Below are 13,521 nucleotides of genomic sequence, written 5' to 3' on the forward strand. Positions count from 1 at the left end.
CAGGAGCAGGAGTGCCGGGAATGTCCATGGACGACGAGACCTTGAGCCACGCCAGGGACGGCGAGGGAAGCGAGGTGGGTCGGCCGGGCGGTACCGGGGAGAAGCCCGCCACACCCCGGTTCATCCTCTACAAGGACGGGCCGGAGTACCGGATGGAGTTCCAGCGGCTGACCCAGTGGACGCACCACGTTCTGCTTCCCGTCTACGGCCGGGAGATCACCTCCACCGCTCCCTGGTGCTCGCGCTGGTGGGAACATCCCGAAGCGGTCGCCCAGCTCCACGGCCTGTGGCTGGCCTGGGCCGCACTGACCGGTCCGGACGCGGACATGACCGGTCCCGCGTCGTGGCACCGGGACTTCCTGGGCCCGGTGATGAGCAGCCTGCGGGATCCATCGGGCCCGTTCGCGGGCTGCAAGCCCGGGGACCACCGCGCCAAGCAGCCCCCGCCCGTCGAGCCGCTGTTTCCGCCACCGCACGCTGCCTGAAAGCGCACCCTCGCCTCCGGCTCCGGCCGGTCCCTCCGGGTAAGATCTCGAACACGTCACGTTCCGAAGTCCGGGCGGGAACCTCTCGGTGAGAAATGCAACGCGGTACTTCCGGATCGTTTGGGCCTCGGTAGAGTCGAACTCGTGAACGTGAGCCATACGACCTCCCTGCGCGTCGCTGTATTAGGACCGGTCCGAGCCTGGTGCGGGGAGCGGGAGGTGGCCCTCGGGTCACCTCAGCAGCGGGCCGTGTTCGCCACGCTGCTGCTGCGCCGTGGACGGCCCGCCACCGTGGGCGAGTTGGTCGACGCCATCTGGGGCGAGGAACCGCCGTCGGGCGCGGTCACCGTGCTGCGTACCTACGTGTCGCGGCTGCGCAAGGTGCTGGAGCCGGGCCGGAAGCCCGGGCAAGCGCCGCAGGTGATCGTCTCCGCCGCGGACGGCTATCTCGTCCGGGTGGCTCAGGACGCCTTCGATCTCGGCGTGTTCGAGCGACGCGTGGCCGAGGCGAGGAAGCTGCGCACCGGCGGTTCCCTGGGTGCCGCCGACGAGTTGCTGCGAGCGGCCCTGGACCTGTGGGACGGCCGACCGCTTGCCGGAGTCCCCGGCCCGCTGGCCGTCGCCGAGCGCTACCGGCTCGACGAGCAGTGGCTGAGCACCTGCGAGACCCATCTGGACCTCGGTCTGGAGCTCGGGCGCCATGAGGAAGTGGCCGCCAGGCTCTCGGCGCTGACGGCGGGGAACCCACTGCGCGAACGGCTCTACGAACTGCTCATGCTGGCGCTGTACCGGTCCGGACGGCAGGCCGAGGCGCTGGCGGCGTACGGCGAGATCCGCGGGACGCTCATCTCGGAGCTGGGCGTCGAGCCGGGGGCCGCCCTGGTGGATCTGCACACTCGGATGCTGTCCGCCGATCCGTCGCTGCGCGCGCCTGCGCCTGCGCGCTCCTCCGACGGCACAGCGGCGTCGGACCCCCAGCCGCCGAAGGCCACGGCATGTCCGGCGCAACTCCCCGCCGACCTGCCTGTCTTCACCGGCAGGGAGAGCGAACTGGCCCAGACCCACAGCCTGCTGCCCGCCGACGGCGGGCATCCGAACGCGGTGGTGATCAGCGCGATCGGCGGCATGGCGGGGGTGGGGAAGACCACCCTGGCGGTGCACTGGGCGCACGAGATCGCCCACCGGTTCCCCGACGGCCAGCTCTACGTCAACCTGCGGGGGTTCGACGCGACCGGCTCGGCGATGCATCCGGACGAGGCCACCCACGGGTTCCTCGACGCGCTGGGCGTGCCTCCGGGGCAGATACCCGAACGCCCCGACGGGCGCACGGCGCTGTTCCGCGGTCTGCTCGCCGACCGGCGGGTCCTGCTGCTGCTGGACAACGCCCGGGACACCGAACAGGTGCGGCCCCTGCTGCCCACCGGCCCCGGCTGTCTGGCCGTCATCACCAGCCGCAACCAGCTCACCGGTCTGATCGCCAACGACGGAGCCCATCCGCTGACCCTGGATCCCCTCCCGCTCGCCGACGCCCGCGACTTCCTGGCCCGGCGGATCGGTACGGCCCGGATGGCCGCGGAGCCGGAGGCCGCGGACGAGATCATCGCCTGCTGCGGGCGGCTTCCCCTGGCGCTGGCCATCGTCGCCGCGCGCGCCGCAACCCACCCCAGCTTTCCGCTGTACGCGGTCGCCGAGGAGCTGCGGGACAACCACGGCAGCCTCGACGCGTTCGCCGGCGGCGACATCAGCACCGACGTGCGCGCGGTGTTCTCGTGGTCGTACCACGCGCTGTCGGCCCCGGCCGCCCGGCTGTTCCAGTTGCTGGCGGCCGCGCCCGGCCCGGACATCTCCGCGCCCGCCACCGCCGCCCTGGCGGGCCTGGACCTGCGCGAGACCCGCGGACTGCTCACCGAACTCACGCACGCCCATCTGCTGACCGAACACTTCCCCGGTCGCTACGCCTTCCACGACCTGCTGCGGATCTACGCCCACGAGCAGGCCGACTGCGAGGAGGCGGCGCCCGAGAGTCAGCAGGCGGTCGAGCGGATCCTCTCCTGGTATCTGCACGCCTCCGCCGCGGCCTCCCGGTTCATCACGCCGAACCGGCCGCGCGTTCCGCTGCTGCCGCTGCCCGAAGGCTGTGTCGCCCCCCGGTTCACCACCTACGACCAGGCGCTGAAGTGGTGCTCGGCCGAACGCCCCAACCTGATAGCGGCGATCAAACAGGCCGCCACCGGCGGACACTCCGCCGTCGCCTGGCGGCTGACGGCCGTCCTGTGGGGCTTCTTCTACCTGCGCAGCCATACCAACGACTGGCTCTCCTGCAACAGGGTGAGCCTCTCGGCGGCGCGCCGGGACGGGGACCGGAAGGGCGCCGCAGAAGCGCTCACCGGGGTGGCCAACGCGCTGACCAACGCGGGCAGACTGGACGAGGCCATCGACCACTATCATCAGGCGCTGGCCGCCTGGCAGTTGCTCGGCGACGAGAGCGGAGCCTCGCGGATCACCGGCAACCTCGGCGACGTCTGCCTGCGGGCCGGCCGGATCGAGGAGGCCCTGACCCACCTGCACAAGGCGCTGGAGACCTACCAGACGCTGGGGCACGGCTGGGGCGAGGGCATCTGCCTGAACAATCTGGGTGAGGCCCATCTGCGGCTCGGCCGGCTCGACGAGGCGGGCACCTACCTGGAGCAGGCGCTGGAGGTGCAACGCGCCACGGACAACACCTGGGTGGAGGGTATCTCGCTGGACTTCCTGGGCACGGTCCATCACCGCCTCCAGCGCCACGAGGCGGCCATCGAGCACTACCAGCACGCACTCGCCAAGCACCAGGCGGTCGGCAACCGGTGGGGCGAGGCGCAGACCATCGACCACCTCGGCGACGTCCATCTGGCCACCGGTGCGCCGGAGGCCGCACGCGAGCACTGGAGCCGCGCCCTGGCGCTGCTGGAGGAGTTCAATCATCGCGACGCCGCCGGAATCCGCGAGAAGCTCGGGGCGCTGGAGAGCGAGCCCGACAGCGCACCGCAGAGCTGATCCTGCGGTCGCCGCCGGCCGCGGCCTCACGGCTTCTTGAAGCGCCACTGGTGGTCGTCGGCGTCGTCGCAACCGAAGATCAACAGCCGGGCGTTCGTCTTCTCTCCGGAGCCCGCCACGTCGAGACACTGGTTGCCACTCTCGTGGTTGCGGATCCAGTACGTCCCGTTGGAGCGCTTGTCGAGCCACCAGAGCTGGTTGTCGTTCTTGGGACGGCAGTGGTATTCGGTCACCGGGGACCTGGCCGCCTTGGGCCCGAAACCTGCCAGATCCAGGCACAGGTCGTCCTTGACGTTCCGGATCAGGTAGAGGTCGGCCTTGCCGGGACCGCCGTCCTTCACCTTCCGGTCCAGCTTCCACCGCTGGTTGCCGCCGCGGGCCCCGGCCGTCGTGTCGCAGTCGCCCTGCTGGACCCGGCCGTCCGGCTCGCCCTTGCCGGTACCGGGCACATCCAGGCAGCCGCCGGTCTTCCGGTTCACGACCATGGTCACCCCGTGCGGGATACGGCTGCGGTCCGGCGCCTTCCTGACGTGGTCGCCCCTGCCGGAGTCCTTCTCGTCGGAGGAGTCGGAGCCCTTCTCGTCGTCCTCGGAGCCCTCGTCGCCGGACTTCTCGGGCTTCGAGTCCGCCGACTTCGGCTTGTCCTTCCCCTCGCCCTTGTCGTCGTCCTTGTCCTCGGGCGAGGGGGACCCGGACGGGGAACCGCTGGGATAGGGCGGGCGCGAGGGGTGCACCGACCCGCCGGGGCCGCGGTCCGGCTCCTCCTTCGGATCCTCGACCCGGATCTTCCCGTCCGCCCTGTTGTCGCCGCCCCCGCTGCTGGCACCGGCCAGCGCCAGCGGTGTGGTGACCAGCGCCGCCACCGCGACGGCCACGCCACCGACCACCCAGGGCTTCTTGAGCAGGCTGCTGGGCACGAACTCCACGTCCGAACCGCGCGTCGAGCCACCCGCGGCCTTCCCGGAGCCGGGCGAACGCCCCGGGAGGGAGGGGCGCCGAAGGGACGGCATGGACGGGCGCGGGATCGAGGGCCGCGGGATCGACGGCATCGCGGTACGTGACCGGGCCGCGGCCTCCGCCGGTTGCGGCTGTCCGACGGGCACGGCCGCGGCGCTCCCGGCGGTTGTCGGTGCGACGTTCTCGGCAGCCGGCTGCGGGGCGGCCGGCTTCTCCTCCGCAGCGGGCTCGGCCGGGGCCGCCGCCCCCGCTCCGGCCGGGGCCGCGGGGCCGGCTTCCGCGACGTCGGCGGCACCGGCTCCGGGAGCACCGCCCTCCGCGGCGTCCTGGCCCACGAGTCGGCTGGAGCCGTCGGGACCGACCTCGACGCGCACCGCGTAGCCCGTCGCCGGGTTGGAGATGGCCGCGGTGACCGGGTCGTCCCGAAGCTGCGCGTACCCGTGCAGGGTGTCCAGGATCGCGGTGTCCAGCGGCTGGTCCCCGAGCACCGGGACCGGCTCGCCGTCGATCGACGCGGCGCCCTCGCCGGTGATGACGACATCGAAGGGGGCGGGCTCGGACTGCCCCGGCGGCACGCCCGGCGGCCGCGCTTCTCCGTCCTCGCTCATGTGGCACCACTTCCTGACGACTCGGCTTGCGACGAACGAACTCCCGGATGAACACGGCCCCCTGGGCGGATCGGTTCAACCATGGCACCGGCAGCCGTCAGCCCTGCCCGCCCCGTCTCCGGACCGGGCCCGGGGCGCCGAACGGGGAGCGCGCCCCGGGCCCGACTCGGGCGGAGACCCGGGTGGGGGCCCGGCCTCCGCCTCTGTTCACGGATCGGCGGGCGAAACGGTTCACCGGCGGGGCGGGCGCCTCCCCCCACGGTCCGGTGCACGGCTCAGGCCGTCTTGTTCCAGCGCTTGTTGGTGTTGTTGACCTCCAGTTCCCCGGCGGTCAGGTCCACATGGACGGGGATACCGGGGCGGCTGCCGACCTTGACGAGGAAGTTGCCGAGGCCGGGCGGGTCGGCCTGCCGGCTGCGGGAGCTGTCCCAGGCCGGCGGCGTGGACCAGTCGACCAGCAGCCGCTTCTCCACCTCGGTGAGCTCCACCACCTGCGCCAGTTGCGGCATCTCGGCCGGGGGCAGCCCGGCGCAGACGACCATCCCCGCGCGCTCGACGAAGCCCTTCGCCTTGATGCGGTCCTCCTCGGTGGGCAGTGCGAGCAGGTCGCCGATGGTGTGGGTGACCATGGCGAGACCCACGCCGCGCTGCCGGTCCAGGCGGGTGAGGGCGTTGACCCGGTCGACCAGTCCGCGGCCCGCCTGCAGCACCCGCCACAGCTCGTCCATCACCAGGAAGTGGTTGCGCTGCGGCTCCAGTCCGGCGTCCGCGAGCGCGTGCGCCGTGGAGACCGCGCCGAACCCGTAGGACCAGCAGGACAGCAGCGCGGCGGCCTGGAGCAGGGTTTCGCTGTCGTCGATGTTGCTGACGTCGAAACACACCGGCCGGTCGAGCTTCATCGGCTCGGTGGTCGGACGGGCGAACGAGTCGCCCAGCAGGCCGTCTCCCAGCAGCGCGATCAGCGACGCCTCCAGGTTCTCGGTGATGTCCCGGTAGCGGGTGATGTCGCCGCGGTCCAGGGCGACGGCCCGCACCGACTCCGGGGCCTCCTTGATGACCTGCACCAGGTCCGCGAGGACCGGTGTCCGGCCGGAGCCGTGCCGGTCGTCGAGCACGTCCAGGGCCGCGGCCAGCACGGTCTCCTCACGGTCGCTCGGCGGCTCCGAGCGCAGGATGGTCACCAGCGCGGACACCATGTGCAGCCGGCGGCTGTGGGTGGCGGCCAGCAGTTGCCTGCGCGCGTCCCCGGTGAGCCGGGCGGCCGCCGCCGTGGACTCCCCCGGGTCGAGGACGTTGAGGTGTCCGCGTCCCCGGCCCAGGCTGATGACCTGCCCGCCGATCGCCCGGATGAGGTCGACGTAGTCCGGCTTGAGGTCGCCGAAGATGAGCGGATGGACACCGTAGCCGGACAGGCCGAGCGCCATCCGCCGCACCACGGTGGACTTGCCGAGTCCGGGGCGGCCCAGGACGAACATCGACGGGTTGGCCAGCAGGCCGGTGCGCATGAACCAGCTCACCGGGTCGCAGCAGACCGTGGCCCCCGAGTCCAGGTCACGGCCGAGCGGCACCCCCACCATCGGGGTCCCCGCTCCGGCCCCGAACGGCCACAGGCCACAGACCTGGACGGAGGTGCCGCGCCATTCGGGTGCGGGGTCGACGTATCCGACCATGCCACCGCCCCGGCCGGGCCAGCCCCGCGCGGTGGCCCGCGGCAAGCCCGTGTCGGCCGTACGTGCCCGGGTCTTCTCGGCCTTACGTGCCATCAGATCCTCCTGTGCTGTGTGACCGCGTCCGGGGGCTCGCGCCGACCCCCGATCCGCGGGTACGTGGTGGCTGAGCGCGCGGCCGCCGGCGCCCCTGGCGGAGGGGGCGCGGCTCCCGTGCCGCGAGACTCGGGCAAGCGGCGCCGGGAGCGGGGGCGCAGCCCGGTGCCGGGTCGGCGGAAAGCACCGGACGCCATGGTGGTCCGCGTTACATCGCGTCCCGTACGGTCTGCGGCAGCGCTGTGTGCAGCGGCAGCACCAGGCCCAGCGGCAGCGCGGCGGCGAAGGCCGCGGCCTGCGAACCGTAGGCGGGCCGGACCGCGATGCGGGCGGCCGGCGCCAGATTGTCCACCGCCGCGGTGGCCCGGGGCAGGTCCTCGGCGGAGTCGACGGTCGCGGTGATCAGCAGACCGAACTGGATCACCCCATGCCCCTGGGCCTGCTCCTCGGCCGCCTTCCGGGCCGCCACCACCTCCGCGTCGTCGCTCGCCCGGCCGATCGGCTGCTGCTGCGCGGTGAACAGCGCGTTCTTGTAGTCCTGCTGGACGACGCGGGCGCCCTCGGCACGGCTGTGCGGACGGTAGAGCAGCGTGACGCGCTTGCGGGCGATGTCGCGGCTGGGCTGCACCAGCCCGGTCAGCACGTTGGAGAACACCTCGCCCTGCGGGGCCTCGGTCATGGCCCAGGTGATGCTGTGCACCCCGTCGTGCCGGTAGTGGTCCCACTCCTCCTGCGCGGCGGTGGGACCCGCCTCGTCCCAGGTGAGCCCGGTGCCGCCGGCGGCGCGCGCCTCCTCGACCAGCTGCGCGACGGTCGGGTCGTAGGCGACCCGCACGGCCTCGGCGAGTTCGGTCGCCGTCATCGGGACGGCCGTGCCCGCGCCGGTCATGGACAGTCCGGCGGTCAGTCCCGGCAGCCGCGTCCCGATGTGCACCGCCATCTCCTCGACGTTGCGGCGCGGCGCACCGGCGCGTGCCGCGCCCGAGTAGGTCAGCGCGATCCGGGTGCTGATCTGCGCCGAACCGCTGGGATAGGCGGCGACCACGTCGCGCAGCATCTCCCGCGCCAGGTCGGGCGCGTCGTCGACAGCGTTGGCTCCGATCTCCTGCTGAAGCCGGACGCCGGGGTCGGGCGCGGTCTCCACGGTGACGCTGGCGGCCACGAGCCCCGGTTCGGTGCCCAGTGCCGAGAGCCACTGGCCCCAGTGGGCCACCCAGGTGTCGACCTGACGTTCGTCGACCAGCGCCGCACCGTCCGCGTCGCAGGAGACGACCACCGTGTGGTGGTTGGTCGCCGGCACGGTGATGACGGCGAAGGGGCGTCCGTAGCCGTCCTGCGCCTCGCTCAGGGACGACTGCGCGGCCAGTCCCGGCAGTCGGCAGGTGCCACCGCCTGCCCGGCCCAGCGGACCGGACCGGTAGAGGTTGCCTCCGGAGGAGGTGTTGCGCCACCAGGCGAGCCGCACCGCGCCCCGCTGCATCAGCGTGCGGCCGTGCCGGTCCCGCACCGCCAGGGGCGCCATCGCCAGCGCCAGCACGACGGCCAGGGCCAGCGCGACCCACACGGAGACCAGTGTGCTGAGGACGACGGCGATCAGGCCGCCGAACAGCAGCATGGTCGCCCCCAGCGACAGGCCCCGCAGTCCGGAGGCGCGCGGCTTGCGGAAGTTGCCGTAAGTGCGCGGGCCGGTTCCTTCAGTCACTGCCATGGGGTTCCCCCTGTTGGTCGTCGCGGTGTCGGTGGGTGGCCGCCGAGAGCGCGGAGGAGAGCGTCTCCTTGACAGCCGTGGTGCCGTCCGGGTCGGCGGGATCGCCCGGTGCGGTCTGCTCCACCTCTCCGGGGCGGTCGAGCAGGGCCGCCGGACGCGACCGGCCCGCGCGCTGGTCGGCGGCGGAGTGTTCGGAACCCGGCGTCGCCTGCGTCCCGCCCGCACCCTGTGCGGGCCGGCGGCCGCTGGCGGCGTGCCCAGGACTGCTGCGGGCGCCGGTGGCGTCCCCGCGCTCCCGGGTCACGGTGGCACCCGAGACCGACCGTCCGGCCGCCGGGCCGCGCAATTGCGGTACGGCCAGCGCGCCGCCGGCCACGACCCGGCCGCCGCCGGAGCCGGAGGACGAGCCGCCGCCGAGGCCCGCGGTCGTCGCCTGTACCGCGGGAGCCGCGAGGCGGAGCAGCGCGGGGAGGGTGCAGCAGGCCAGCACGAGCAGCACGACGCCCGAGACCATGGAGATGATCTCGTTGCCCTCCCCCTTCGGCTCGGTGCCCGCCATGGAGAACGCGGCCGCGTACACGACCGCCGCGGTGGGTTTGTAGAGCACGAAGGCCAGCAGCCAGCCGACGGACTTGCGGAACCAGGCCCGCCCGGACGGGGTGGAGCTGGCCGCGGCGGACAGCGGGAGCGTGCCGGTGAGGATCACCAGCAGCGCCACCCGGGCGATCATGAGGGCGATCTGCACCAGACCGGCCCCGATCACCAGCAGGGACATGATCAGCACGAGGAAGGAGGAGTCCGTACCGCCCAGCGCGAGCATGGCCGAGACGCGGTCGTCGAACTCGTCCACGCACTGCTGGACCGGCTCCCCGGCGGCGCTGATCTGCTCGCAGCCGGTCGACCTGTCGATGATCCAGACGCTGAACTTGTCCCCCGCCATGGTCAGCAGGTTGACCGCCGCCACCCCGGCCGAGGAGACGACGATCAGGTTGAGCAGCCCTCGCACGGCCTGCCTTCCGGGCTCGCCGCGCCGCTGCCAGGCGATGTGCCCGGCCGCGACGACCAGGCACAGCACGGCGGTGAAGGAGGTGAACCACAGGGTGGAGCCGCGCAGGAACGCCGCGGGTCCGCTGTCGTAGCTCAGCAGAGGGCTGTCGATGTCCGTCCACGCGCTGCCGAGTGCCTTGACGGTGTCCGCGGCCGCCTGGGCTGCGCTGTCGACGATGTTGTCGAACGCGCTGTCGCCGAGGTCCTTCGGACCCGTGCCCTCCCCTTCGCCCACGCAGTACCCGCCGACCGTGGGGCGCACCCAGCCGTAGTCGCAGCCCGCCATCACACACCGCCCCATTCGACGTATCCGGCCAGGGAGTCGACCGGGGCGGGCGCCGGCGGATCGGCCGGGTACTCCAGTTTCCAGTCGCCGTCCCGCCACCGCACGGTGGTGGCGGCAGCCTGCATCCGGCCGTCCTGGAACCGCCACACGGTGCGGATCACGGCGGTGCTGCCGGTGTAGCTGACGAAGTCGAACCCGGCGATCTGTCCCTGGGCCGCGCCCTCCTGCTCCCGCGGGTCCGCCGTGCGTTCAGAGGCGGCGCGGGCCTTCAGGTAGGACTCCCGGCCCGCACCGACGGTCTGCGCGCGGGTGACGCTCTGCCAGTCGTCGGCGGCCAGATAGCGGACACTGATCTGGCTGGTCGCCAGCAGCGCGCCGAGCGGGGTGTGCGCGTAGCAGCGCGCCACGTCCTTCTCGACCACGGCCGGGCCCGCGGCCTTCGACCAGGGGAGCGCGACGGACTGGAACAGCTTCCAGTCCACGCCCTCCGGCGGGGCGGTGGGGACCTTCTCGCCCGTGTCCTTGAGCCCGGGGCAGTCACCGCGGTCCGCAGCGGCGGACGGCGGTGGCTGCCCGGTCCGGGCAGCCGCGCCCGGTGCCGGTGAGGACGCGGAGGAGCTGCCCTCGGGCCCGTCGGAGGAGACGAGGACCGCCACTCCGATGACGGCGACGAAGCCGATGAACGCCACCGCGAGGACGAAGCCGTTCCGCAGCCAGGGGCTGCGCGAGTCGTCGTGCCCCTCGCGGTTGCCGGGCTCTGCCATGTCCCTTCCCATCCCTGTGATCCGCATCTGCGCGCTGTCCGTGGCGGCCCGTCAGACGAGGGCGCCGACGATGCCGGAGGCGGAACCCACCAGCAGGCACGCACCGAGCACATAGCCGAGCCCCTTGGCGTGCTCGCGGCCCCCGCCCCGGGAGTGGTCCAGGGCCATCCGGGCCGCGACTCCGAAGATTCCCGCGACGCAGAGCGCCGTGACGGTCCAGGCCACCCACTTGAGGACCGTCAGCAGTCCGTCGGCTCCGGGCGGCGCCGCGCCGCCGCCGACATCCGGAGGGCCGGAGGGCACCGACCCGGCGGCGATCCGGGTGAGCTCCTGTGAGGCGGCCGAGGCGGCCGCCAGCAGAGTGGACATGCGGGATTCCCCTTCAGGCGGGTCGGGTGAGTCGGGTCAGATCGCGTGCCAAGGGCGCGCATTCCTTGGGGAGATGGGTCAGCGCCGACTCTCCGAGCCGCCACTGCTCCACCCACGGGATCTCCCACAGCCGGGGCACGGCACCGGAGACGAGGTACAGCAGGTCGCGCAGGGCCTTGGGGCGGCGTCCGGGGGCGTCGGCGACGACGACCAGGCCCAGTAGTTCGACTCCGGTCACAAGTTGTGACGCCCACTGCTGGGCGGCGCTCTGCACGGCCTTCAGGCCGCCCGCGTCGGAGCGCGCCACGAGGACGACCGGTTGCGGCGTCCCGGCCGCAGGCCAGGCGCGGCCCGCGTCCCGGCCGCCGGGTACCGCCTGCTCCAGGGTGCTGACCCCGGCGCCCCCGTGGACGCCCAGCCACCACCAACCGTGCCCGGTGTCCTGTCGCTTCGGGGCGACGGGCAGCATGCGGTCCGGCCAGGGCACGCCGCCCTGGGGCGCGGTCGGGCCCGTCACCGGTGTCGGAGCGTCCTGAACCGATCGCCGCGGCTCCCCGTTGTTGCCCCCCGAAGGGTGGGCCGGAGTCGTCGGAGAAAGCCAGGGGTTGGAAGCCGGCACTTCCCCGGCCATGGCCTCTCCCTTCGGCGGCGTTCTCGACGCCGCGCTCGAACTCATGAGTGGTCACGTGGTTCCACGTGCTGGATTTCGGACTGCGGACCCTCATACGGACTTTCGCCGGAACTGGTTCAAGAGGGGGTGCGGATGCCCGCAACCGCGTTGAGGGTGGCCGGGGGTGTCGCAGCCGGCCTGCTCGCCATGCTGGTCGGGCTGTCCGTCGTGGCGGCCGCCGAGGAGGAGGAAGCCGGCGCTCCGGTCGGGCTGGTGACCACGCTCGACTCCCGGAGCGTCCCGCCGGAGTACGTGGAATGGGTGGAGCGCGCCGGACGCGAGTGCGCCGAGGTGAGCGCCCCGTTGATCGCCGCACAGATCGAAGCCGAGTCGGGCTGGAACGCCGGCGCGAAGAGCGGCGCCGGGGCGCAGGGGCTGAGCCAGTTCCTGCCCGGCACCTGGAAGACCTGGGGGGTGGACGCCGCAGGCAGGGACGGGAGTTCCGAACCGGACGGGACCGCTGATCCGTTCACCCCCGGCGACGCCATCATGACCCAGGCCCGCTACGACTGCTGGCTCGCGGGGAAGGTGGAGCCGCTGGGCAGGGGCGGGGACCTGACGAGGCTGATCCTCGCCGCCTACAACGCGGGACCGGGCGCGGTCCAGGAGTTCGGCGGGCTGCCGCCGTATCCGGAGACGCAGAGCTACGTCACGAGGATCATCACGGCGATGACCGGCTACTCCGGCGACATGGCGGACGAGGAGGGCGGTCCGTTCGGCGACCGCGTGGTGGCCTACGCCAAGAAGTGGTTGGGCACCCCGTACGCGTGGGGCGGCGGCGGCCCGGAGGGCCCGAGCCGGGGCTTCGCGCAGGGGGCGAACACGGTCGGGTTCGACTGCTCCAGCCTGGTGCAGGCAGCCGTCTACCACGCCAGCGGCGGCCGGACGCTGCTCCCTCGCACCTCGCAGGCCCAGGTCACCGTGGGCAAGCCCGTGGACCGCGACGCGCTGCGGCCGGGCGACGTGATCGGGTTCGACCTGCACGGCAGCTTCGACCACATCGGCATCTACGTGGGAAACGGGCAGTTCATCCACGCGCCGAAGACCGGCGACGTGGTGAAGATCAGCCGGCTCGGTGACAGCTACTACACCAGCAGGCCCCAGAAGGTGAGAAGGTTCGGATGACAGCACTTGGTCGGCGCGCCGGGACCGCGGCGGCGGTACTCACGCTCACACTCGCCGCCACCCTGGCCGGATGCGGCTCCGACGACGAGGGCGCCGCCGCGTCCGAGGGCGCCACGCGGCAGCCGGGCGCGGGGGCTTCGCCCTCGGCGTCGCCCTCGACCTCGCCCTCGGCAACGTCCGCCACGGACGGAGGCGACTCGCACCCGCCCTCCCCCGGCAGTTCGACGGAGGCGGGGATGAAGAAGCGGGGCACCCCCAAGGGCGGCGTCCCCAAACCCGGGGACGTGGACGGGAGAGACGCCGACGAGGTCGCCGAGGGAACGCTCACCGCGATGTGGACGCACGACACCACCGTCGACGACGGGCCCGGGGACGCGGCCCGGCGGGCCGCGGACGCCGGCTGGCTGACCCGCTCGTACGCGCGGCAGCTCGCCGACCACCGCGGCGGCTCGGCACCCGGTGCCCAGTGGCGGCGGTGGGCGGACCACCGGGCCTACACCACCGTCGCGTCGGAGCGGACCGAGGACGCGGCGAAGCCGACGGACACCGACACCGTGGCCTGGCGGCAGCTGACCGTCACCACCACCCCGCACGGGCGCGACGGCTGGACGCGGAAGCCGGCCTCCGTGGTGGCCTACGTGCACCTCGTCCGGAAGTCCGCCGACGCGGTCTGGCGGGTCGCCGACGTCACCGTGCGCTAGCACCG

The 13,521-nt window shown here is 73.1% G+C and carries 11 protein-coding genes; 4 read left to right on the forward strand and 7 right to left on the reverse strand.

Annotation, left to right across the window (positions count from 1 at the left end; genetic code table 11):
- Positions 1-20: 20 nt before the first annotated feature.
- Both P2424_RS19780 and P2424_RS19785 read left to right on the forward strand, forming a co-directional pair.
- Entirely contained in the window at positions 21-485 is a 465-nt protein-coding gene (locus P2424_RS19780) for a DUF4913 domain-containing protein (protein WP_346660105.1), read from the forward strand.
- Between the two features lie 144 nt (positions 486-629).
- Complete coding sequence (locus tag P2424_RS19785) at positions 630-3,518, forward strand: tetratricopeptide repeat protein (RefSeq protein ID WP_276477086.1); 2,889 nt, start codon at positions 630-632, stop codon at positions 3,516-3,518.
- A gap of 26 nt (positions 3,519-3,544) precedes the next feature.
- Here the strand turns inward: P2424_RS19785 and P2424_RS19790 are convergent, their stop codons facing one another.
- The 7 genes from P2424_RS19790 to P2424_RS19820 form a co-directional block, all read right to left on the reverse strand.
- A complete protein-coding gene (locus P2424_RS19790; protein WP_276477087.1) occupies positions 3,545-5,083 on the reverse strand; it encodes an RICIN domain-containing protein in 1,539 nt (512 codons plus the stop codon).
- Positions 5,084-5,358: 275 nt separating this feature from the next.
- Positions 5,359-6,846: an ATP/GTP-binding protein gene (locus P2424_RS19795; protein WP_276477088.1), complete on the reverse strand. Its 1,488-nt coding sequence runs from the start codon at positions 6,844-6,846 to the stop codon at positions 5,359-5,361.
- Between the two features lie 208 nt (positions 6,847-7,054).
- Positions 7,055-8,554 (reverse strand): SCO6880 family protein, encoded by a 1,500-nt coding sequence (locus tag P2424_RS19800; RefSeq protein WP_276477089.1) that lies wholly within the window; start codon positions 8,552-8,554, stop codon positions 7,055-7,057.
- Positions 8,541-9,902, reverse strand: a complete 1,362-nt coding sequence (locus tag P2424_RS19805) for a hypothetical protein (RefSeq protein ID WP_276477090.1) — start codon at positions 9,900-9,902, stop codon at positions 8,541-8,543. Before P2424_RS19805 ends, P2424_RS19800 begins: the two co-directional genes overlap by 14 nt.
- Complete coding sequence (locus P2424_RS19810) at positions 9,887-10,651, reverse strand: hypothetical protein (RefSeq protein ID WP_276477091.1); 765 nt, start codon at positions 10,649-10,651, stop codon at positions 9,887-9,889. Before P2424_RS19810 ends, P2424_RS19805 begins: the two co-directional genes overlap by 16 nt.
- Positions 10,652-10,702: 51 nt before the next feature.
- Positions 10,703-11,020, reverse strand: a complete 318-nt coding sequence (locus P2424_RS19815; protein ID WP_276477092.1) for a hypothetical protein — start codon at positions 11,018-11,020, stop codon at positions 10,703-10,705.
- 13 nt (positions 11,021-11,033) lie between these two features.
- Entirely contained in the window at positions 11,034-11,537 is a 504-nt protein-coding gene (locus P2424_RS19820; protein WP_276477093.1) for a DUF6668 family protein, read from the reverse strand.
- A 246-nt stretch (positions 11,538-11,783) separates the two neighbouring features.
- Here P2424_RS19820 and P2424_RS19825 point away from each other — a divergent pair, with 246 nt between their 5' ends.
- Both P2424_RS19825 and P2424_RS19830 read left to right on the forward strand, forming a co-directional pair.
- On the forward strand, positions 11,784-12,815 hold the full coding sequence (locus tag P2424_RS19825) for an NlpC/P60 family protein (RefSeq protein ID WP_276477094.1): 1,032 nt from the start codon (positions 11,784-11,786) through the stop codon (positions 12,813-12,815).
- The gene (locus P2424_RS19830; protein ID WP_276477095.1) at positions 12,812-13,516 is read left to right on the forward strand and encodes a hypothetical protein; all 705 of its coding nucleotides are present in this window, start codon (positions 12,812-12,814) and stop codon (positions 13,514-13,516) included. The genes P2424_RS19825 and P2424_RS19830 overlap by 4 nt, the downstream gene beginning before the upstream one ends.
- Positions 13,517-13,521: the final 5 nt, after the last annotated feature.

Source organism: Streptomyces sp. WMMB303 (assembly GCF_029351045.1).
Lineage (GTDB): Bacteria > Actinomycetota > Actinomycetes > Streptomycetales > Streptomycetaceae > Streptomyces.